Annotated in this window: 18 protein-coding genes; 11 read left to right on the top strand and 7 right to left on the bottom strand. The window is 67.4% G+C overall.

Annotated features, from left to right (window positions below):
- Positions 1-2: 2 nt before the first annotated feature.
- The 7 genes from B7L05_RS14545 to B7L05_RS14515 all read left to right on the top strand — a co-directional run bounded on the left by B7L05_RS14545 (position 3) and on the right by B7L05_RS14515 (position 8,887).
- The gene (locus B7L05_RS14545) at positions 3-1,613 is read left to right on the top strand and encodes a carboxyl transferase domain-containing protein (protein WP_085811010.1); all 1,611 of its coding nucleotides are present in this window, start codon (positions 3-5) and stop codon (positions 1,611-1,613) included.
- Between the two features lie 5 nt (positions 1,614-1,618).
- Positions 1,619-3,478 (top strand): biotin carboxylase N-terminal domain-containing protein, encoded by a 1,860-nt coding sequence (locus B7L05_RS14540; RefSeq protein ID WP_085811173.1) that lies wholly within the window; start codon positions 1,619-1,621, stop codon positions 3,476-3,478.
- Between the two features lie 174 nt (positions 3,479-3,652).
- Positions 3,653-4,120 (top strand): dihydrofolate reductase, encoded by a 468-nt coding sequence (locus tag B7L05_RS14535; RefSeq protein ID WP_085811009.1) that lies wholly within the window; start codon positions 3,653-3,655, stop codon positions 4,118-4,120.
- Between the two features lie 41 nt (positions 4,121-4,161).
- Positions 4,162-5,088 carry a bifunctional riboflavin kinase/FAD synthetase gene (locus tag B7L05_RS14530; protein ID WP_085811008.1) on the top strand — a complete coding sequence of 309 codons (927 nt, stop codon included), beginning with the start codon at positions 4,162-4,164 and terminating at the stop codon, positions 5,086-5,088.
- A gap of 25 nt (positions 5,089-5,113) precedes the next feature.
- Positions 5,114-7,948: an isoleucine--tRNA ligase gene (gene ileS / locus B7L05_RS14525; RefSeq protein WP_085811007.1), complete on the top strand. Its 2,835-nt coding sequence runs from the start codon at positions 5,114-5,116 to the stop codon at positions 7,946-7,948.
- The gene (gene lspA / locus B7L05_RS14520) at positions 7,945-8,472 is read left to right on the top strand and encodes a signal peptidase II (protein ID WP_085811006.1); all 528 of its coding nucleotides are present in this window, start codon (positions 7,945-7,947) and stop codon (positions 8,470-8,472) included. The genes ileS and lspA overlap by 4 nt, the downstream gene beginning before the upstream one ends.
- On the top strand, positions 8,465-8,887 hold the full coding sequence (locus B7L05_RS14515) for a DUF3035 domain-containing protein (protein ID WP_085811005.1): 423 nt from the start codon (positions 8,465-8,467) through the stop codon (positions 8,885-8,887). The genes lspA and B7L05_RS14515 overlap by 8 nt, the downstream gene beginning before the upstream one ends.
- A gap of 323 nt (positions 8,888-9,210) precedes the next feature.
- On the opposite strand, the gene B7L05_RS17020 is transcribed toward B7L05_RS14515, so the two are convergent.
- Positions 9,211-9,549, bottom strand: a complete 339-nt coding sequence (locus B7L05_RS17020) for a hypothetical protein (protein ID WP_144037315.1) — start codon at positions 9,547-9,549, stop codon at positions 9,211-9,213.
- A 10-nt stretch (positions 9,550-9,559) separates the two neighbouring features.
- On the bottom strand, positions 9,560-9,901 hold the full coding sequence (locus B7L05_RS14505; RefSeq protein WP_085811172.1) for a DNA primase: 342 nt from the start codon (positions 9,899-9,901) through the stop codon (positions 9,560-9,562).
- Between the two features lie 203 nt (positions 9,902-10,104).
- Here B7L05_RS14505 and B7L05_RS14500 point away from each other — a divergent pair, with 203 nt between their 5' ends.
- The gene (locus tag B7L05_RS14500; RefSeq protein WP_085811003.1) at positions 10,105-10,599 is read left to right on the top strand and encodes a hypothetical protein; all 495 of its coding nucleotides are present in this window, start codon (positions 10,105-10,107) and stop codon (positions 10,597-10,599) included.
- Positions 10,600-10,707: 108 nt separating this feature from the next.
- The gene (locus B7L05_RS14495; protein ID WP_085811002.1) at positions 10,708-11,664 is read left to right on the top strand and encodes an isopenicillin N synthase family oxygenase; all 957 of its coding nucleotides are present in this window, start codon (positions 10,708-10,710) and stop codon (positions 11,662-11,664) included.
- Positions 11,665-11,680: 16 nt separating this feature from the next.
- Here the strand turns inward: B7L05_RS14495 and B7L05_RS14490 are convergent, their stop codons facing one another.
- Positions 11,681-12,289 carry a L,D-transpeptidase family protein gene (locus B7L05_RS14490; protein WP_085811001.1) on the bottom strand — a complete coding sequence of 203 codons (609 nt, stop codon included), beginning with the start codon at positions 12,287-12,289 and terminating at the stop codon, positions 11,681-11,683.
- Between the two features lie 213 nt (positions 12,290-12,502).
- Here B7L05_RS14490 and B7L05_RS14485 point away from each other — a divergent pair, with 213 nt between their 5' ends.
- Positions 12,503-13,234 (top strand): murein L,D-transpeptidase catalytic domain family protein, encoded by a 732-nt coding sequence (locus B7L05_RS14485; protein ID WP_256926784.1) that lies wholly within the window; start codon positions 12,503-12,505, stop codon positions 13,232-13,234.
- Here the strand turns inward: B7L05_RS14485 and B7L05_RS14480 are convergent.
- Genes B7L05_RS14480 through B7L05_RS14470 form a run of 3 tightly spaced genes read right to left on the bottom strand, consistent with a single transcriptional unit; the run spans position 13,216 to position 17,099 of the window.
- Entirely contained in the window at positions 13,216-14,280 is a 1,065-nt protein-coding gene (locus B7L05_RS14480) for a glycosyltransferase (protein WP_085811000.1), read from the bottom strand. The two genes, B7L05_RS14485 and B7L05_RS14480, sit on opposite strands and share 19 nt — an antisense overlap.
- Positions 14,277-16,748 carry a DegT/DnrJ/EryC1/StrS family aminotransferase gene (locus B7L05_RS14475; RefSeq protein ID WP_085810999.1) on the bottom strand — a complete coding sequence of 824 codons (2,472 nt, stop codon included), beginning with the start codon at positions 16,746-16,748 and terminating at the stop codon, positions 14,277-14,279. The genes B7L05_RS14480 and B7L05_RS14475 overlap by 4 nt, the downstream gene beginning before the upstream one ends.
- A 42-nt stretch (positions 16,749-16,790) precedes the next feature.
- Complete coding sequence (locus B7L05_RS14470; protein ID WP_256926767.1) at positions 16,791-17,099, bottom strand: chorismate mutase; 309 nt, start codon at positions 17,097-17,099, stop codon at positions 16,791-16,793.
- A gap of 227 nt (positions 17,100-17,326) precedes the next feature.
- On the opposite strand from B7L05_RS14470, the gene rpsD reads away from it, so the two are divergent.
- The gene (gene rpsD / locus B7L05_RS14465) at positions 17,327-17,941 is read left to right on the top strand and encodes a 30S ribosomal protein S4 (RefSeq protein WP_085810998.1); all 615 of its coding nucleotides are present in this window, start codon (positions 17,327-17,329) and stop codon (positions 17,939-17,941) included.
- A gap of 85 nt (positions 17,942-18,026) precedes the next feature.
- Here the strand turns inward: rpsD and B7L05_RS14460 are convergent, their stop codons facing one another.
- Positions 18,027-20,000, bottom strand: a complete 1,974-nt coding sequence (locus tag B7L05_RS14460) for a S9 family peptidase (RefSeq protein ID WP_085810997.1) — start codon at positions 19,998-20,000, stop codon at positions 18,027-18,029.
- Between the last annotated feature and the right edge of the window lie 109 nt (positions 20,001-20,109).

Here is a 20,109-nt window from a genome sequence, read left to right as displayed (position 1 = left end):
GCATGACCACGATCCAGACGCTCGTCGACACCGGTTCCGACACCTTTGCCGCCAACGCGGCGCACAACCGCGCGCTCGCCGATAGCCTGCGCGAGACGGTGGCACGCACCGCGCTCGGCGGATCGGAGCAGCATCGCGCGCGCCACGTCGCGCGGGGCAAGCTGCTGCCGCGCGACCGCGTCGAGCGGCTGCTTGATCCCGGCTCGCCGTTTCTCGAAGTCGGCGCACTCGCGGCGAACGGGATGTACGGCGACGCGGCGAACACCGATGGCGCGCCGGGTGCCGGGATGATCGCGGGCATCGGCCGTGTGTCGGGACGCGAGTGCATGATCGTCGCCAACGATCCGACGGTGAAGGGCGGGGCGTATTTTCCGCTGACCGTGAAGAAGCACCTGCGCGCGCAGGAGATCGCGCGCGAGAACCGCCTGCCGTGCATCTACCTCGTCGATTCGGGCGGCGCCAACCTGCCGCATCAGGCGGAGGTGTTTCCCGATCGCGAGCATTTCGGTCGGATCTTCTTCAACCAGGCGCAGATGTCGGCGGAGGGGATTGCGCAGATCGCCTGCGTGATGGGCAGCTGCACCGCGGGCGGCGCCTATGTGCCCGCGATGTCCGACGAGACGGTGATCGTCCGCGATCAGGGCACGATCTTCCTCGCCGGCCCGCCGCTGGTGAAGGCGGCAACGGGCGAGGTGATTTCCGCCGAGGAGTTGGGCGGGGCGGAGACGCACGGGCGCCGATCGGGCGTCGTCGATCACGTCGCCGAGAACGACGCGCACGCGCTGCTGATCGTGCGCGATATCGTCGCGACGCTCAATCGACCGAAAGCGATCGACATCGAGGTCGCCGCGCCGCGCCCGCCCAAATTGGACCCGCAGGATCTCTACGGCATCGTGCCGCAGGACGTGCGCGCGCCGTACGACGTGCACGAAGTGATCGCGCGGATCGTCGACGGGTCGGAGATGCACGAGTTCAAGCCGCTGTACGGCACGACGCTGGTGTGTGGCTTCGCGCGGATCTGGGGGATGCCGGTCGCGATCCTTGCCAACAACGGCGTGCTGTTCTCCGAAAGCGCGCTGAAGGGCGCGCATTTCATCGAACTGGCCTGCCAGCGCCGCGTGCCGCTCTTGTTCCTGCAGAACATCTCGGGCTTCATGGTCGGTGGCAAGTACGAGGCGGAAGGGATCGCCAAGAACGGCGCGAAGCTCGTCACGGCGGTCGCGACCGCATCAGTCCCCAAGATCACCGTGCTGATCGGCGGCAGCTTCGGCGCCGGTAATTACGGCATGTGCGGGCGCGCCTACAGCCCGCGCTTCCTGTTCACCTGGCCCAATGCGCGCATCTCGGTGATGGGCGGCGAGCAGGCGGCAAGCGTGCTTGCGACGGTGCACCGCGATGCGGAGCGCTGGTCCGCCGACGAAGCGGAGGCGTTCAAGGCGCCGATCCGCCAGAAATACGAAGACGAGGGCAACCCGTACTACGCCACCGCGCGCTTGTGGGACGATGGCATCATCGATCCGGTGCAGACGCGTGACGTGCTCGGCCTCGCCTATTCCGCGGTGCTCAACGCGCCGATCCCGCAAACGCCGAAGTTCGGCCTGTTCCGGATGTGATGGCCATGATCGAGAGCCTGCTGATCGCCAATCGCGGCGAGATCGCCCGCCGCATCATCCGCACCGCGCGGCGCCTCGGCATCCGCACGATCGCGGTCCATTCGGATGTCGACGCCGGCATGCCGTTCGTGCGCGAGGCGGACGATGCGGTATGCATCGGCACCGCGCCCGCGACCGACAGCTACCTGCGGCAGGACCGGCTGATCGCCGCGGCGCGGGAGACGGGCGCGCAGGCCATCCACCCCGGCTACGGTTTTCTGTCGGAGAATGCCGAATTCGCTGAGGCGGTGATCTCCGCCGGGCTGGTGTGGGTCGGCGCCCCGCCCGCCGCGATCCGCGCAATGGGGCTGAAGGACGCCGCGAAGGAGCGGATGATTGCCGCCGGCGTGCCGGTGACGCCGGGCTATCTCGGCGCCGACCAATCGACAGCGCGATTGCAGGCGGAAGCGGACGCGATCGGCTATCCCGTGCTGATCAAGGCCGTGGCCGGCGGTGGTGGGAAGGGCATGCGCAAGGTCGATGCGCCAGCAGACTTCGCCGCGATGCTGGAGAGCTGCCAGCGCGAGGCCGCGGCGTCGTTCGGCAACACGCAGGTGCTGATCGAGAAGTACATCCTGTCGCCACGCCATATCGAGGTGCAGGTGTTCGGCGACACGCACGGTAATGCCGTCCACCTGTTCGAGCGCGACTGTTCGCTGCAGCGGCGGCACCAGAAGGTGATCGAGGAAGCGCCCGCGCCGGGGATGGATGCGGCGACACGCGCGGCGGTATGCGACGCGGCGGTCAAGGCGGCGCGCGCGGTCGACTATGTCGGGGCGGGAACGATCGAGTTCATCGCCGACGGTTCGGACGGGCTGCGCGCCGATCACATCTGGTTCATGGAGATGAACACCCGCCTGCAGGTCGAGCATCCGGTGACCGAGGCGATCACCGGGCAGGATCTCGTCGAATGGCAGCTGCGCGTCGCGAGCGGCGAACCGCTGCCGAAGCGGCAGGAGGAGTTGGTGATCGACGGTTGGGCGATGGAAGCGCGCCTCTATGCCGAGAATCCGGCGACCGGATTTCTTCCCTCGACGGGTCCGCTCGATCGGCTGCGGTTCCCGGCGGACGTGCGTGTCGACAGCGGCGTCGAGGAAGGGGGCGAGGTGACGCCCTTCTACGATCCGATGATCGCCAAGCTGATCGTACACGGCGCGACCCGGCGCGAGGCGGCATCGCGGCTAGCGGCGGCGGCGCGCGGTACGCAGGTCTGGCCGGTGCGCACCAATGCAGCCTTTCTTGCGCGCGCCGCGTCGGATGCGGACTTCGTCGCGGGGCGGATCGATACCGGCTTCATCGAGCGTCATGCCGATCGGCTGATCCCGGGCACCGAGCCCTCGCCACTCGTGCTGGCCGAAGCCGCCGCCGCGATCCTGCCGGCGACGAGCGGCGATCCCTGGACCGCCTTACGCGGCTTTCGCGCCAATGCGCCGTCGGTAACGCGCGTCGAGGTCGAGGTGGGGGACAAGCCCTATCTCATCGACGTTGGGGGCGATCACGCGGGAGCGACGATTGCCAACGGCGTCCTGTTCCTTGAGGGCGAGGCCTGGCCGATCGGGCCGCGGCGCGCGGATCATGTCGCGGGGAGCGGCGAGGGTGACGGGGCGATCCTGTCGCCGATGCCCGGCCGCGTCATCGCGGTGCTCGTCGCGGACGGGCAAACGGTGACCAAAGGCGAGCGGCTGCTGGTGCTCGAGGCGATGAAGATGGAGCAGGCGCTGATTGCGCCTTTCGACGGTGTCGTCGCCGACCTGAAAGCGAGTGAGGGCGCGCAAGTGCCCGAGGGAACGCCGCTGGCGCGGATCGAGCGCGCAGCCGAGGGGTAAGTTCATGCGGCGTTCAGCGTTGACGATTACACATGTAGTCGTTACGGAGGACGTCGTTATGCGGGAGTATGTCATCACGATCGCGACCGCAACACTGGCCGCCTGGCTGCTGCAGCAGGGTGCCCCGCCGTCGACGGGCTTGCACCCTGCGGCGCGCACCGTCATCGCGGCGCGGTGACAATCAGTTTCCATCTCGCGCGGGCCGACAATGGCGTCATCGGGCGCGACGGCACACTGCCCTGGCATCTTCCCGCCGACCTGCGGCGCTTCAAGGCGCAGACGCTCGGCCGCGCGATGATCATGGGGCGCAAGACGTTCGAGAGTTTTCCTGCGCCGCTGCCCGGACGGCGCCATATCGTGCTGACGCGCGACGCGGCATGGCAGCGCACAGGCGCGGAAGTGGCATCTGATCCGGCGCACGCGTTAGCGCTCGCGGGTGTCGATGCCGCAGTGATCGGCGGCGCCGACATCTTTGCACTGTTCCTGGACGAGGCCGACCGAATCGAGCTGACCGAGGTCCATGCCACGCCTGACGGAGACACGATCGTGCCGCCTTTCACAGGCTGGCGTGAGATTTTCCGCGAAGATCATCCGGCCGAGGCAGGACGCCCGGCGTACAGTTTCGTGACGCTGGTGCGCTGAACCGCGCGCCGCTATGCGCCGCTACGATGGAGCGGCAGGCAATGATCAGGCTGAACGCGGGTGAGATACTGCCGCCGGACTTGCGCGGCGGAATCGTCGCGCTGGGCAATTTCGACGGCTTCCACCTCGGCCATCAGGCGGTCGTCGGCCAGGCGGTGAAGCGTGCGCGGGAAGAGGGTAGACCGGCACTGGTCGCGACCTTCGATCCGCATCCGATGCGTTATTTCAAGCCCGATACGCCGTGGTTCCGGCTGACGACGCTCGAACAGCGCGCAGCACTGATGCAGGCCGCCGGGGTCGACGCGATGATCGTGTTCGACTTCGACGATCGCCTCGCCGGCCTTGACGCGGATGCCTTCGTCACCGAGCGGCTGATCGGGCAGCTCGGCGTCGCCGGCTTGGTGACGGGGGCTGACTTCACCTACGGCAAGGCGCGTTCCGGCGACGTCGCGAGCCTCGCGGCGCTCGGCCGCCATCACGGCTTCTCGACCGACACGGTGGGCGCGGTGACGCTCGACGGCGAGACGGTGTCGTCGACACGGATCCGCGCCGGGCTGCGCGAGGGGCGACCGCGCAATGCGGCCCAGCTGCTGACCCGTCCGTTCACGATCGCCGGCGAGGTACGCCACGGCGACAAGCTGGGGCGCGAGATCGGCTATCCCACCGCCAACGTCGATCTCGGCAACTATCTTCGCCCCGCCTACGGCATCTACGCGGTTCGTGTGGCGCTCGCCGATGGGCGGGTGATCGACGGGGCGGCCAACCTCGGGATCCGGCCGAGCTTCGATCCGCCCAAGGAGCTTCTCGAGCCGTATCTGTTCGACTTTTCCGAGAACCTTTACGGCCAGACGATCGAGGTGGCGCTGATCGACTTTCTGCGGCCCGAGGCAAAGTTCGACAGCCTCGATGCGCTGAAGGCGCAGATGGCCGCGGATTGCGATCGGGCGCGGGCGTTGCTGGCGGAGTGACGCTCGGCTAAGGGCGCGAGCCTCTATGGCCGACGAAACCCCCTCCGCATCCGCGCCCGATCAGAAGGACTGGCGCGACACCGTCTTCCTGCCGAAGACCGACTTCCCGATGAAAGCGGGACTGCCGCAGAAGGAGCCCGCGATCCTGGAGCGGTGGCAGCGGCTTGGCCTGTACCAGCGGCTGCGCGAGCAGCGCGCCGATCGCGAGACGTTCATCCTCCACGACGGCCCGCCCTATGCCAATGGCGACATGCATATCGGCCATGCGCTGAACCATATCCTGAAGGACATGGTGGTGCGCACGCAGGCGCTGCTGGGCAAGAACGCGCCTTACGTGCCGGGCTGGGACTGCCACGGCCTGCCGATCGAGTGGAAGGTCGAGGAGGAGTATCGCAAGAAGAAGCTGAACAAGGACGAGGTGCCGGCGGCGGAATTCCGTGCCGAGTGCCGCGCCTATGCGCAGAAGTGGGTCGACACGCAGCGCGAGCAGCTGAAGCGGCTGGGCATCAACGGCGACTGGGACAAGCCGTACCTCACCATGGACTTTGCCGCCGAAGCGACGATCGTCGCCGAACTGATGAAGTTCGCCGAGACGGGGCAGCTGTATCGCGGCGCGAAACCGGTGATGTGGTCGCCGGTCGAGAAGACCGCGCTGGCCGAAGCCGAGGTCGAATATGAGGACGTGGTGTCGACGCAGATCGACGTCGCGTTCGAGATCGTCGAAGCGCCGAACGCGCCCGAGCTGGTCGGCGCGCACGCGGTGATCTGGACGACGACGCCATGGACGATCCCGGTCAACCAAGCACTCGCCTACGGCCCGGAGGTGGAATACGTCCTCGCACGGTTCGACGACATGGCGACCGAACCGCGCACGCTGCTCGTCGCGCGCGATCTGATCGACAGCTTTGGCGCGCGCATCGGCCATCCCGTGGTGATGAAGGTCGGCGACGAAGCCGGCACCGTCACCGCGCTGGCGATGATCACGGGTGACAAGCTGGCGGGCGCCGTCGCGCGCCACCCGATGCATGAACTTGGCGGGTTCTTCGCCAGGCCGCGGCCGTTTCTGGCGGGCGATTTCGTCACCACCGATGCCGGTACCGGCCTTGTCCACATGGCGCCCGACCACGGCGAGGACGATTTCGAGCTGTGCAAGGCGCACGGCATCGATCCGGTCTTCGCGGTCGATGCAGCAGGCATGTACCGTTCCGACTGGGCGTGGCTCGGCGGGCAGGGCAGCGTCATCAACAAGAAGTTCGTCGCCAGCGATGGCCCGATCTGCACCGACCTGCGTGAAGCTGGCGCGCTGGTCGGCGCGAGTGACGATTTCAAGCATAGCTATCCGCATTCTTGGCGTTCGAAGGCGAAGGTGATCTTCCGCTGCACGCCGCAGTGGTTCATTGCCGTCGACAAGCCGATCGAGGGCGGTGACACGCTGCGGCAGAAGGCGATCGCCGCGATTGCAGCGACCCGCTTCGTGCCCGAGAAGGGGCGCAACCGCATCGGCGCGATGGTCGAGGGGCGACCGGACTGGGTGATCAGCCGGCAGCGCGCCTGGGGCGTGCCGATCGCTTTGTTTGTCCATCGTGCGACCGGCGAGCTGCTCGTCGACCCGGCGGTTAATGCCCGTATCGTCGAGGCCTTCCGCGAGAAGGGCGTCGATGCCTGGACCGATGAGGCGGCGGCCGGCTTCCTCGGTGAGGGGCGTAACTCTGCCGACTATGAACGCGTCACCGACATACTCGACGTGTGGTTCGATTCGGGCTGCACCCACGCCTTCGTGCTGGAAAGCGGGCGTTGGCCCGAGCTCAGCTGGCCCGCGGATCTCTATCTCGAGGGGTCCGATCAGCATCGCGGCTGGTTTCAGTCGTCGCTGCTGGAAAGCTGCGGCACGCGGGGACGCGCGCCGTACGACGCGGTGCTGACGCACGGCTTCACGATGGACGCCAAGGGCATGAAGATGTCCAAGAGCCTCGGCAACACGATCAACCCGCTCGACCTGATGCGCGATTATGGCGCGGACATCTTGCGGCTGTGGGCGCTGTCGGTCGATTTCACCGAGGATCACCGCATCGGCAAGGAGATCCTGGCCGGCGTCGCGGACCAGTATCGCAAGCTCAGAAACACGTTCCGCTACCTGCTCGGTGCGCTCGACGGGTTCGATGCGGCGGAGAAGCTGCCGGTGGCAGAATGGCCGGAGCTGGAGCGGTATATGCTCCATCTGGGCCATGCCTTGGACCAGCAACTCAAGCGTGCGATCGCCGACTTCGACTTCAACGGCTACGTCCGCCTGCTGAGCGATTTCGCGAACGAAGACCTGTCAGCCTTCTTCTTCGATATCCGCAAGGATTCGCTCTATTGCGACGCCGCGGACGACGTGAAGCGGCGGGCGTATCGTACGATGCTGGACGTGCTGTTCCACGCCATGGTGCGCTGGGCAGCGCCGGTGTTGGTCTTCACCGCCGAGGAAGTGTGGCAATCGCGCTTCCCCGATGAGGGTAGCTCGGTGCATTTCCTCGACTGGCCCGAACTGCCGGCCGAAGCGGGCGAGGACGTCAGCGCCCGCTGGCTCGAAGTGCGCCGCCTGCGCGAGCGCGTGACCGAGGCGATCGAGCCGCTACGCCGTGAGAAGGTGGTACGCTCGAGCCTGGAAGCCGACGTGACCGTCACCGACACGCCGCTGCCGGTCGACCAGTTGGCCGAGGCGTTCATCGTGGCGAAGGTATCGCCGGGCGATGAGGTGACGGTGAGCCGGACCGATTATCACAAGTGCGGGCGTTGCTGGCGGCTGCTGCCCGAAGTGGTCGAGGATACCGCGCTGTGCGGCCGCTGCGCTGCCGTTGTCGATGAGGCTACGGCGTGACGCGTGGTGCGCCCGTTACGGGGCTCGCCGCCGCGGCGGCGGTGTTCGTGCTAGACCAGCTGAGCAAGTGGCTCGTCACCGGTCCGCTCGGGATCGATTTTCTCGGCGCCTCGCGCGAGATCGTGTCGTTCTTCGACCTGCGTTTCGTGCAGAACATGGGCGTGAGCTTGGGGCTGCTGCGCGCGGAGAGCGATATCGCGCGCTGGGCGCTTGTCGCGATGACGGCGGCGATCGCCGTCGCTGTCACGTGGTGGATGTGGCGCGAGGAGAAGGCGGCCGACAAGCTGGCGCTCGGCTTGGTGCTTGGCGGCGCACTCGGCAATATCCTCGATCGCGTGCGGCTTGGTTATGTGGTCGATTTCGCCGACTTGCATTTCGGCGAGTGGCGGCCGTTCCTCGTCTTCAACGTGGCGGATGCGGCGATCACGATTGGCGTGCTCATTCTGCTGGTGCGCGCGCTGCTGATCCGCGATAAACCCGCGCAACAGCCGGCTCAGACGGTTTCGGAGAATGTGAATGCGTAAAGTGGTGGCGCTTGGAGCAGCCGCGGCGGCAATGCTGATGTCGGGGCTCTTGGCAGGATGCGCGAGCGGCGGGCTCGATCGCGATCGGCCTGACGAGTTCGCGGTGGCGCGCCAGCCGTCGCTGATCATCCCGCCCGATTTCGCGTTGGTACCGCCGACGCCGGGCGCCGCGCGCGTGCAATCGGTGACGGGCGCGCAGGCGCAGACGCTGGAGGCGCTGTTCGGCTCCGCGCCGCGCAGCGCGAGCGAGGCTGCGGTCGTCCAGTCGGCCGGCGGCGCGACCGCGGATCCGGGCATCCGCTCGTCGGCGGGCGACCCCGGCACCAACGTCGTCGACAAGGGGCAGACGACGCGCGACATCATCGCCGCGCCGGAAGGCGATGGGCAGGACGCGCGCGCCAACGCGCCGAAGTAAGCGTCCGGTCTTATCCGGCGGCCGCTAGCGGCGGTCAGTCGGACCGCGGGCGGAGGTTCGACTGGTAGATGTGCCAGCGCTGCTGCGCCGCGGTCGCGCCATCGATGGCGGTGGTGCGGTGAAGCACGACATCGCCCGCGAGTGCGGCCGTCGCGCAAGGTGGCAGCCACGCGTACGGGAATCGTGACGTAGCGCTGGCCAGCGCCGCTATCGACACGGCCCGCGGTTCCGATGTCGGCACGATAGTCGGCAAACTTGGCGAAGCTTGCGGCAAAGTCGGCGACCGACATGCCTGATTGGGCGCCATCGCGATCCCACTGACGCTACGCCGTTCGATAATCGCCGCGCTTGATCGCGCCGAAATAGGCCTGTGTCACCGCGACTGCCGCCGCGGCATCCCGTTCGCCGTTCTCCTGCACATTATCGGTTTCGGCGACCACACCCCCTGCGCGACCCGCGGCCTCGACACTGTTCGATGGCCGCTCGATCGACGTGATGCGATCACTGGTATCAGCCGGGTTGGCAGAAGCCAGTGGTGCCGATCGCCCCAAAGATGCCGCGTCAGGTCGCCCCGCCATTCCCTCGGTGCGCCCCGGCGGCGCGGGAGAACATGCCGCCACGACCAGTGCCGCCAGTGCGGCGAGGCCGAGGCGCGCTGTCACGCCTCGGTCGTCACGGATTGATCGCTACCTCGTCAGTGTCGCTCAGATCCTCCTCATCGATCGAGCCATCCTCGAACGCTTCCTGCGCATCGTCTTCATCGATGTCGTCCTCGTCCTGCTCGGCATCGTCGTCCTGCTCGGCGACTTCGCTGTCGGCCATCAACAGCTCGTCCTCTTGCTCGTCGTCCGCATCGTCGACGTCGAGATCGGGATCGAGATCGGTGATGATCGTGCCGTCGCTTGGGCCGTCGCGTGTCGCCTCGAGGATTTCGGCGCGCTGGCTCTCGTCATAGCCGTCCTCGTCGAAGCCGTCGTCGCCCGAACCGTGGCTCGTTACCTGATGGCCGCCCATGATCATTTCTCCTGATTGCCGATGCGAAACGGCCATCGCCGCTAGCCGGTTCCGGGAAAGGCGGTGACGCGGGTCGGTTGAGGAAGGGGTAAGTCGACGAGGAGAGGACTGTGTCGAAAGCCGTCCCGGCTAGGCTTGTACCGGAAGTCGACGCCCACTAGTGTATTAGGCGACACGTACACCTTGACCACGGAGTTGCCGCCATGATCGTGAAGTCCGCCGCCGTCGCCGCGATCGCACTGTCGCTCGTCGCGTGCAGCAAGACCGACGGGGAGGGCACCACGGTGTCGATCAACGGCGGCAACGGCACGGCGCTGGTCGATGGCGACAGCGGCGAGGTGAAAGTCGACACGCCGCTGTTCAAGGGCGCGATCAAGCTACCGAAAATCACCATGACGGCCGACAATTTCGATCTGAACGGCGTCCACCTTTATCCCGGATCGAAGATCGGCTCGGTCAACGTCGATGCTGGCAAGGACGGCGGAGAAGGATCGGACGGCGTGGTGCGCGTGCGGTTCGACAGCCCGGCCAGCGCCGAGAAGGTACGCGAGTGGTTCCGCAGCGAGTTCGAGAAGGCGGGGACCAGCGTTACGGTCAACGGCAACAGCCTGTCCGGGCAAGCCGAGGGTGAGCGGTTCCGTATCGATCTGCAGCCTGCCGGCGAGCGCGTGAACGGCGTCGTGACGATCAATGGCTAGGGAGCACGGAGGCCGTTCACGGCGCTGGCGGGATGCGCGAGGCTGGCGGGGGTCGTGCGCTGCGCTTATGTAACGCGGCAACCCACCGTTCGATCGAAGGCGTATGTGATGCTCGATTCCCAGCTGGCCGCCGTGCCGACCCTAAGCCTCGCCGATCAGGCGCGGGATCCCGACCGGTTCGCCGCCGATCTCGGCGGATCCTTCCGTCGCTTCGGCTTTGCGGTGGTCGCCGATCACGGCGTGCCGGATGATCTGATCGCGCGCGCGTGGGCCGAGACGGAGGCGCTGTTCGCGCTGCCGGAAGAGGAGAAGCGCGGGTATTTCGTCGAGGGCGCGGGTGGGGCGCGTGGCTACACGCCGTTCAAGACCGAAATCGCCAAGGACGCAAAGCACGTCGATCTGAAGGAATTCTGGCACGTCGGACGCGAATTGCCGGCAGGCCATCGCTTCGCGGGATCGATGGCGCCGAATATCTGGCCGGCGCGCCCGGAAGGTTTCAAGGACACATTCCTCGAACTGTTTCAGGCGTTCGACACAGCGGGCGACCGGCTGTTGTCGGCGATCGCGACGCATCTCGGCCTAGCCGCCGACTGGTTCGATCCGGCGGTGCGCGACGGAAATTCGGTGCTGCGGCTGCTGCATTACCCGCCGATCCCGGTCGATGCCGAGGGGGTGCGCGCCGGCGCACACGAGGACATCAACCTCATCACGCTGCTGCTTGGCGCGGAGGAGGCGGGGCTCGAGCTGCTCGACCGCGATTCGGGCAAGTGGCTCGCGGTCAAGCCGCCAGCGGGCGCGATGGTCGTCAACGTTGGCGACATGCTGCAGCGGCTGACCAATCATGTGCTGCCATCGACCACGCACCGCGTCGTCAATCCCCCGCCCGAGCGGCGCGGGCACTCGCGCTATTCGATGCCGTTCTTCCTACATCCGGCGCCCGATTTCCTGATCGAAACGTTGCCGCAAACGATCACGCCCGATAATCCGAACCGCTATCCGACACCCATCACCGCGCACGATTATCTTCATGAGCGGCTGGTTGAGATCGGACTGATCAAGAAGTGATCGGCTGCGCCGGCGATCAGCGGCTCGCGAGGAAGGAGCCGAGATCCTTCGGCGGCGCGGCGTTCGCCGCCGCGGTCAGTTGCGCATCGCTGCGCGGGGCGGGCGTCTCGGGCGAGTAGGAGATATCGGTAACCTCGACGGTCGCGCCCATTTCGGTTGCCGCGAACAGCTTCTTGGCGAATTCTGTCGGCACGCGGATGCAGCCGTGCGAGGCGGGGAAGCCGGGATTGCGGCCGGCATGGATCGCGACGCCGTCCCACGTCAGCCGCTGCATGAACGGCATTGGCGCGTTGTCGTACAGGTTGGAGTGGTGCATCTGCTTCTTCTGCAGAATGGTGAAAAGACCGACCGGTGTCTCGTTTCCTTCCTTACCGGTGGAAACGGTCGACACGGCGACGAGCTGCTCCCCACGGTAGACATAGGCCTTCTGGTCGGGAATACTGATGAGGATGCTCATCGGCCCCGCCGCGACGTCCTCCTCCCAAAGGTACTTGCCCGGTGCGAGGCTCGCAGCGGCTTCGACGAGGGCAACACTGCTGCCGACGGCGCTTTCGGCCAATGCTGGCGTGGCGGTGAAGGCTGTCATCGCGAGGACAGCCGGCGTCAATGCACGAATCAGGCGCATGATCCAGACCCCTTATTAAGATACTCAATCCGGCTTTTCGGATCTTGACAGGCATAACGGGCGATCGCGCATTTGGTGCCATTGCGACGAATCGCGCGGGATCTGCGACGTACCAAGCAAGCGCCGGGCCAAACGCCTGCAATGGTTGAGGAACGTTCACCATTTCGCTGGTATGAGGGGCCAAGCGGGAATGGGATTGACGGACTGATGACGATGACGGCGCGTGGGGCGGGGAACGAAGGTGCGATCGATGCAGGCAAGGCGCCGACACGACGCGGTTTGCTGAAGACGGCAGGCGCACTTGCCGGCGCGATGATCGTGCCAGATGCGGTTGCCGCCGCGATGCGTCCGCTCGATGCGCGGCCAGCGCCGCTGCCGGCATCGGCGCTGGCGCCGGTTCGCCCCGCGCCGCGCGTGGTGCCGAGCTCACCGCGCGTCGTGCGCCCCGAGCTGATGCGGCGCGCGCTTGCGGCACTCGAGCGGCACGGCAGCCGCGGCGTCCAACGCGACCGCATGGTCATCGCCGACTTCGCCGCATCGTCGGCGCAGCCGCGTTTCCACATGATCGATCTCGTCAGCGGCACCAGCGTGTCGAAGCTCGTCGCGCACGGCAGCGGATCTGATCCGGCGCATACCGGCTATCTGCAGCGCTTCTCGAACCAAGACGGGTCGAACGCGTCGTGCGAGGGCGCCTTCCTCGCGTCCGATTATTACGTCGGCAAGCACGGGCGGTCGCAGCGGCTGATCGGGCTCGATCCCACTAACAATAATGCGCTGTCGCGCGCGATCGTCGTCCACGGCGCGTGGTATTCGAACCCCGACATGCTGCGTACGCACGGCCGGCTGGGCCGCAGCCAGGGCTGTTTCGCGGTCGGCGAGCGCGAGCTGGCGGAGGTCTTCGAGCGTCTCGGCCAGGGCCGAATGATCTACGCCGCCAAGGTCTGACGCCGGCGCAGCGTGCGCGCGCGGCCGACCAGCCGCGCCCAAAGCAATTGTTCGATCCCGGCATGGCCGAGTCCGAGATGCGGCGGGCGGACCTGCAGCGCGTCGCGCAGTGCGATCGTTCCCGTCCGCAGCGATGCACGCGCCACATCGGCCCAGCGCCGCGCGGTCGCCCAGCGGATCATGCGGATGTCTGCCTCGGTCAGCGCGTCGTCGGCGAGGAAGTGCTGCTGCAGCCGTGAGAGATGATCGCCGAGCCGCATCAGCGTTGCGCGATCGGGCACCGGCTGGCGGTGCATCAGATGTTCGACGACGAGCGCGGCGGCATCGTTCGCCTGCTCCTCGAGCGGGGCGGTGTACGCCGCTGCGAGCACGCGGCGCGCATTGGCAAGCATCACCGTCTCGTACCGCTGCGACGCTCCGCCGGCGTGCCGGCGATAGGCGAGCAGCGGCGCATCGATCCGCGCGATCGCGCCGTGCGCCGACAGCCGATGATAGAGGTCGAAATCCTCCGCGTAGAGAATGTCGGGGCGGGTGAACGGATCAAGCCGCGCCGCCGCGGCGCGCCGCATCATCACCGACGACCAAACGAACGGGTTTTCAATCCGGATCAGCCAGCGCAGCAGTGCCGGCGTGGTGTGCGCGACATGCGGCGAGGGCAGCAGCTGCGCGCCATCGAGCACTTCGGTCGCGGTGGCGACGAGCACGGTGTCGGTATTGGCGTCGAGGTATGCGACCTGCTGCGCGAGGCGATCGGGCAGGCACAGATCATCCTGGTCGAGCCCGGCGACATACCGGCCGCGCGCTTCGGCGAAGGCCCGGTTGCGCGCACGAACCGGGCCGCCGTTGGCGGGTAGCGCGATCGTCCGTACGCGCCGGTCGGGCCAGTCGCGCAGCACCGAACGCGTCGCGTCGGTCGAGCAATCGTCGACGACGATCACCTCGAAATCGGTGAAGGTCTGGCGTTGCAGCGAAGCGAGCGTCGCGGGCAGGAGCTCGGCGCCGTTGTACGCCGCCATGATCACGCTGACGACGGGCGCCGCCGTCATGCCGCGGCCCGTGCGCGCCGGGCGAGCAGCTGATCGACGATCATCATGCCCACGTCGTTCTGCCACAGCCACAGCCCGTTCGCTTGCCCGACGAAGCTTGCCTCGCCGCCGAGCTTGCCGTGCGGGACGAAGCCGGCGGCAAGGCCGATCCCGAACAGGCCGGGGATCGGCGCGCCGTCGACGTCGCGAACGCGGCATTCGCCGTTCACCATCGGCGCGCCGCGATGCGCGGCGAGCGCGAGGCGTTGCCCGGCGGCATCCTCGAGCGGCAGCGCGCGCGGGCGATAGCCCATCGCGGCGATGACCAGATCGGCGTCGCGCAGGCAGGCACGCGCCGCAACATCGTCGTCCCCGGTGACGCGGTGGAGCGCGACGCGCGGATCCGGCTGGCGGCCGTCAACGCCGAGCATCCGCAGCACAAGGTCGCGCGCCTCGAGCCGGAACCCGGCGAGGCGGTAGACGAAGCCGGAGACGGGGCAGATGTCTTCTGGACCAAAATCGCTGAAGCCTTCCGCATGCGCCGTCTCGACCGAGGGGTAGAAGGGCCGCAGCGGCCGACGGTGGAGAAGGGTGATCGCCCCGGCGCCGAGCGGCAGCGCGGGGCGGCCTTTGAGCAGCAGCGCGACCGTCGTCAGCGCGCTGGTCGATCCGCCGATCACCGCGATGCGCGGGGCGCGTTTGGTGGACAGTAGATCGGCGACCATGTCGTATCCGCCGAGCGAGAGCACTGCGTCCGACTGGATCAGCCGATCGCCGGCGAGCGCAACGATCGGCTCGCCCGCGACGTGCTGCGCAACCAAACGGTCGAGCGGCTGGTGCCCGCCGGTGGCGATGACGAGGTTGCGCACGATTCGCTCGCTCTCGCGATGCGTGGCGAGATCGCGCACGCGCACGTGCCACAGCCCGTCGACAAGCCGCGCGGAAAGCGCCTCGTGCGCCGTCAGCACGGTGCCACCATTGGTAGCGACCGTGGCGTGGAGGCGATCGCCCATTGCGCGCAGCAGCGGGCCGACCTCGGCAAGCGGCACGCCGAGCGAGCCGCGGTGCCGCGCGACGGCGAGCGCGGCGGGGTGATCGGCCAGCGCTGCGATCGCGGGATCGGCGTTGCCCTCGATCACCGACAGAAAGGTTTGCGCGGTCGAATCGGAAGTGATCGCGTAGCGGCCGAGCTGGCCGCCGCCGATCGCCGCGTCGCGCTCGACGACGATCAGCCCGCGCGACAGTGCGGGCAACAGGCCGTGCCGGCTCGCCGCCGTCAGCATCGCGGTGCCGGCGGGACCGCCGCCGACGATCATCGTCTCAGCGACCGGCGAAGCTGTTCGCGCTGGCGCGCGCGGCGTCGAAGCGATCACCTTGTCGAGCGCGTCGATCACGCGGCCGACGTCGGCGACCGTCATTGTATCGGATAGCGGCAGCGACAGCAGCCGGCTCCCGATCATGTCGGCGACTGGCGTCGGCTCGATCTGCGCGACGCTGCGCACCCACGGCTGTTCGCCGAGGTGCGGGCTGAAATACTTGCCCGCGCCGATGCCCTGGCGGTCGAGACGCGCAATGATCGCGTCGCGATCGTGCGTATGCTGCGACGGCAGCAGCAGCGGAAAGAAGCCGAGCGCCTGGCGCCCCGGTGCCTGCGGCTGGGCCACGTAGCGACCGGCGATCGCGCGGTGATAGGCATCCGCGAGATCGCCGCGATGCCGGGCCACCGCGTCGAACGTATCGAGCCGCGCCTGTGCGACGACCGCCATCGCTTCGGGCAGCTTGGCGTTGAGGCCCGGCAGCGTCGCGGTGCGCGGCGCGGTGAAGCCGAAATTCGCCATGGCGCGTAGCCGCTCGATGCGATCGGGATCGGCGCAGTGGATCAGCCCGCCCTCCGCCGTCGCGAACGGCTTGGTCGCGTGCATCGAGTAGACGACGGGGAAGGGTGCGCCGGCGCCGAAGCCGACGCCCGCCGCATCGATCGTGCCGAGCGACGCGGCGGCGTCGACGACCACTGCGACGCCATGGCGACGCGACAGCCAGCGATAGCGTTCCAGATCGATGCCGTAGCCGAAGGTCGCGTAGGGCACGACGGCGGCGATGCGCGCGCCATGGCGCGTGAGTAGGCGTTCCTCCTCGTCCGCCGCGGCGCTCCAATCGTCGGGATCGATGTCGCAGACGAGTGGGGTGAGCCCGGCCCACCACGCCGCCTGTGCCGTCGCCGCGAAGGTGAGTGCGGGCATCAGCGCGAAGCGACCCGCCGGCCCGTCGTTCACTGCATCGCGCAACGCGATCATTAGCCCAAGCGTCGCATTGGCAACCGCGAGGCACGCGCCGCGACCGTCGAACAACCGCTGCGTCGCGTTGGCCTCGAACGCGCGCAGCTCGGGGCCGTTATTGCTGAGAATACCGGAGGCCTCGACACGGGCAAGCGCCTCGACCATCGTCGACAGGCGGGGCGGGTGCGGGGCGATCAGCGGCAGACGCTTCATGGGCAGGACGATCCTCTCGTCCGCCCCATGGCTTGATTCAGGCTAAGATCCGGTTACCCGTCGATCGAACGCATTGAGTTCATAGGCGATCGACGCCTCGACGAGCCCATCCCACAGCTGCGCGATCGCCTGTACCGGCAGCCCGGCGGCGGCGGCATGATCGGCTGCATTGGCGATCACCTGCGCCTTGCGAGCCTCGTCGCGCACGTGGCCGCGTTCCGGCTTGATGCGGGCTGCGGCGTCCATATAGTCGAAGCGGCGGCGCAGCAGCGCGACCAACTCGCGATCGACCTGGTCGACGCCGGCGCGCACCTCGGCCATGGTCGTGCATTCGGGCCCGGATAGGATCATGGCATCGGGCCTTGGCGAGGCGCGGCGGCGCTGTCCACCCCGCGGCGTCGAATGGCGCCCGCGCGCCGGGCGGCACCCCGGCCGCGTCTTGACTTCGATCCCGCCGCGGCCTAGGCGCGCCGCTTCGCGATTGCCCCTGCACCCCGGTGAAGCAGGCGGCCCGGCCGTTTTCGAGATGGCCGGTGCGATACCGGGATCACCGTTGTCAGCATATCGAAGGATACAGCATGTCGAAGCGCCACAGCGCCAAGCACAAGATCGACCGTCGTCTCGGCGAGAACATCTGGGGCCGCCCGAAGAGCCCGGTCAACAAGCGTGAATACGGCCCCGGCCAGCACGGTCAGCGCCGCAAGGGCAAGGTGTCGGACTTCGGTCTGCAGCTGCGCGCCAAGCAGAAGCTGAAGGGCTATTACGGCGACGTCACCGAGAAGCAGTTCCGCCACTGCTATGACGAAGCCGCCCGGATGAAGGGCGACACCTCGCAGAACCTCATCGGCCTGCTCGAGCGTCGCCTGGACATGATCGTGTACCGCGCGAAGTTCGCGCCGACGATCTTCGCCGCGCGCCAGCTCGTCAGCCACGGCCACGTCTACGTCAACGGCGTGAAGTGCAACATCGCGTCGCGCCGCTGCGCGGTGAACGACGAGATCACCATCGGCAAGAAGGCGCAGGAGATGGCGCTGGTGCTCGAGGCGCAGAGCCTCGCCGAGCGTGACGTGCCGGAATATGTCGCGCAGGACGGCACCACTAAGGTGACCTTCATCCGCGTACCGACGCTGGACGAAGTGCCGTATCCGGTGAAGATGGAACCGAACCTCGTGGTCGAGTTCTACAGCCGCTGATCCGTCGCCCCGATTCGATCGGGTACGCAGCGTTCAGACCTATTGATAAGGGCGGTCCCGTGTGGGGCCGCCCTTTTCGTTCGTGTTACTTGGCAAAGGCGGCCTTCAGAAACGCGTCACTGCGCTTCAGCAGATCCGCGCGTACGGCGCTGTCCTCGAGATAATGGTCGAGCTTGTCGTATGTCACCAGTTCGTGGTGCTTGCCCGCATCCTTGAGCGCGTCGTCCATCAACTGCGAGGCGCGGTAGCGCACGTTCATGTCGAGCGTGCCGTGGAACATCAGCACCGGCGCGGTGAACTTGCCGGCGTTGCGCGTCGGCGATCCCTCGACGATGTGCTTGCCCGTGCCGATGAAGTCGCGGGCGGTACGCTGCGCGGTGGTGTCGCGATATTGTTCGCGCAGATCATCAAGATCGGTGACCGGGGCGACCGCGACGACCGCCTTGAATAGATCGGGCGCGACGACGCCCGATTGCAGCGCGGCATAGCCGCCGTACGACCAGCCGAAGATGCCGAGCTTCTTGGGGTCTGCGATACCTTGCGCGACCAGCCAGCGGCCGCTGTCGGTCACGTCGCCGATCGCGGTGCGCCATGATTGGAAGCCGTTGGTTTGGAACCAGGCGTCGCCATAGCCGTCCGACCCGCGGAAGTTGGGCTGAAGCACGGCATAGCCCTGATGCGCGAAATATTGCGCCAGCCAGTCGAAGCCCCACTCGTCGCGCGCGGCGGGGCCGCCGTGCGGCATGACAATTGCGGGCAGCCCCTTGCCGCTGCTGCCGGGCGGGAGCGTGAGATAGCCGGGGACGTTGGTGCCGTCGGCAGCCTTGAACGACACCGATTTGACCGAGGCGAGCGTGTAGCCATCGAGCTCGGGCCGCGAGAGGATCAGCGGGCGAAGCTGCTTGGACTGGCGATCGAACAAGAAGTAGCGGCCCGGATCAACATCGCTGCCGGTCCACAGCAGCAGCTTGTTTTCGTCGTCAGTCGCGCCTTCGAAATTGACCAGGCCGGTGCCGGGGATGGCCTTGGCGAGCTGCGCGCGCAGCGTGACAAAGGCGGGATCGAAATAGGCCGCGACACGCTTGTCGGTCGCATAGGTGGCGCCGATTACCCGCTGGCGGCGGCCAAGCCGGATCAGCCCGTCGACATCGACCTGCGGATGCGCGAGGACCACGCCCTCCTTCATCTGCCCGTCGAGCGTGCGCAGCATCAGCGCCCGGCGACCGTCGACCTTCTGGAAGCCGTAGACGACGTTCTTTTCGGCATCCACGGCATAAGGATTGAAGCCTTCGCGGCTGTTGGTGTCGTAGGCGCCGAGTGGCTGCCAGTCGCCGCCGTCCTTGCCCCGAAATCGATAGGTGATCTTGCCGGTGTCATAGCCGTCGGCGACGATGTCGCGCGTGCCAGAGATGCGCACGTTGCCGGCGCCGTCGGTGATGAATTCGGCAGCGGTGCGGAACGGGCGCAGCACGATCTTGCGGCTGCCGGTGCGGGTGTCGACGCGTTCGACACCGAGCCCCTCGTCCTTCTTCTCGACCAGCGTGCCGATCCGCGCTTCGGGCACGAACCAATTGTCGAGCAAGATCTGTCCGTCCTCGCCCGGCAACCAGTCGAGGATCGCGCCGCCATATTGCGCGACGTATTGCGCATCTACGCCCTGGCGACGGCTGACGACCTTCAGGTTGCCACCGTTGAAATCGGTGGCGATCAGGCGCGAGCTGCCGACCGAGCGCAGCGCACCCTCGCGCACCATGTAGACCGTGCAGACCAGCCGATCCTCGGACACCCAGCCGCAGCGGCTGAGACGTTCGGGATCGCCGCTTGCCACCAGCGCGCGAACCGGCGGGGTGCTGCCATCGACGGGCACAGTGTAGAGCGCATTTCCTTGCCCCTTGGTCGGCGCGAGAAAGGCAATACGCGAGCCGCGCGGCGATAGCGACGCGGAGGTGACGGCCTCGCGCGCGCCGAACGCGACCTCGGGCGGCACCGTCTGCGCAGCCAGGACCGCCGGCGCCGCGACGCCCGCCAACAATGCCGTACGCGCAATTCCGCTAATCATCTGTTTTTCCCCCTGAACCCGCAGCTATGTTCCCGAGGCTGCGTCACGTGGCAAGCGGTCGTTGCGGGGGGCGGGCGAAACTGTAAGGTCCGTCGCATCACCGTTCACA

This window comes from Sphingomonas sp. TZW2008, from assembly GCF_002117915.1.
GTDB lineage: Bacteria > Pseudomonadota > Alphaproteobacteria > Sphingomonadales > Sphingomonadaceae > Sphingomonas.
This window is presented reverse-complemented; position numbering and strand designations above follow the sequence as displayed.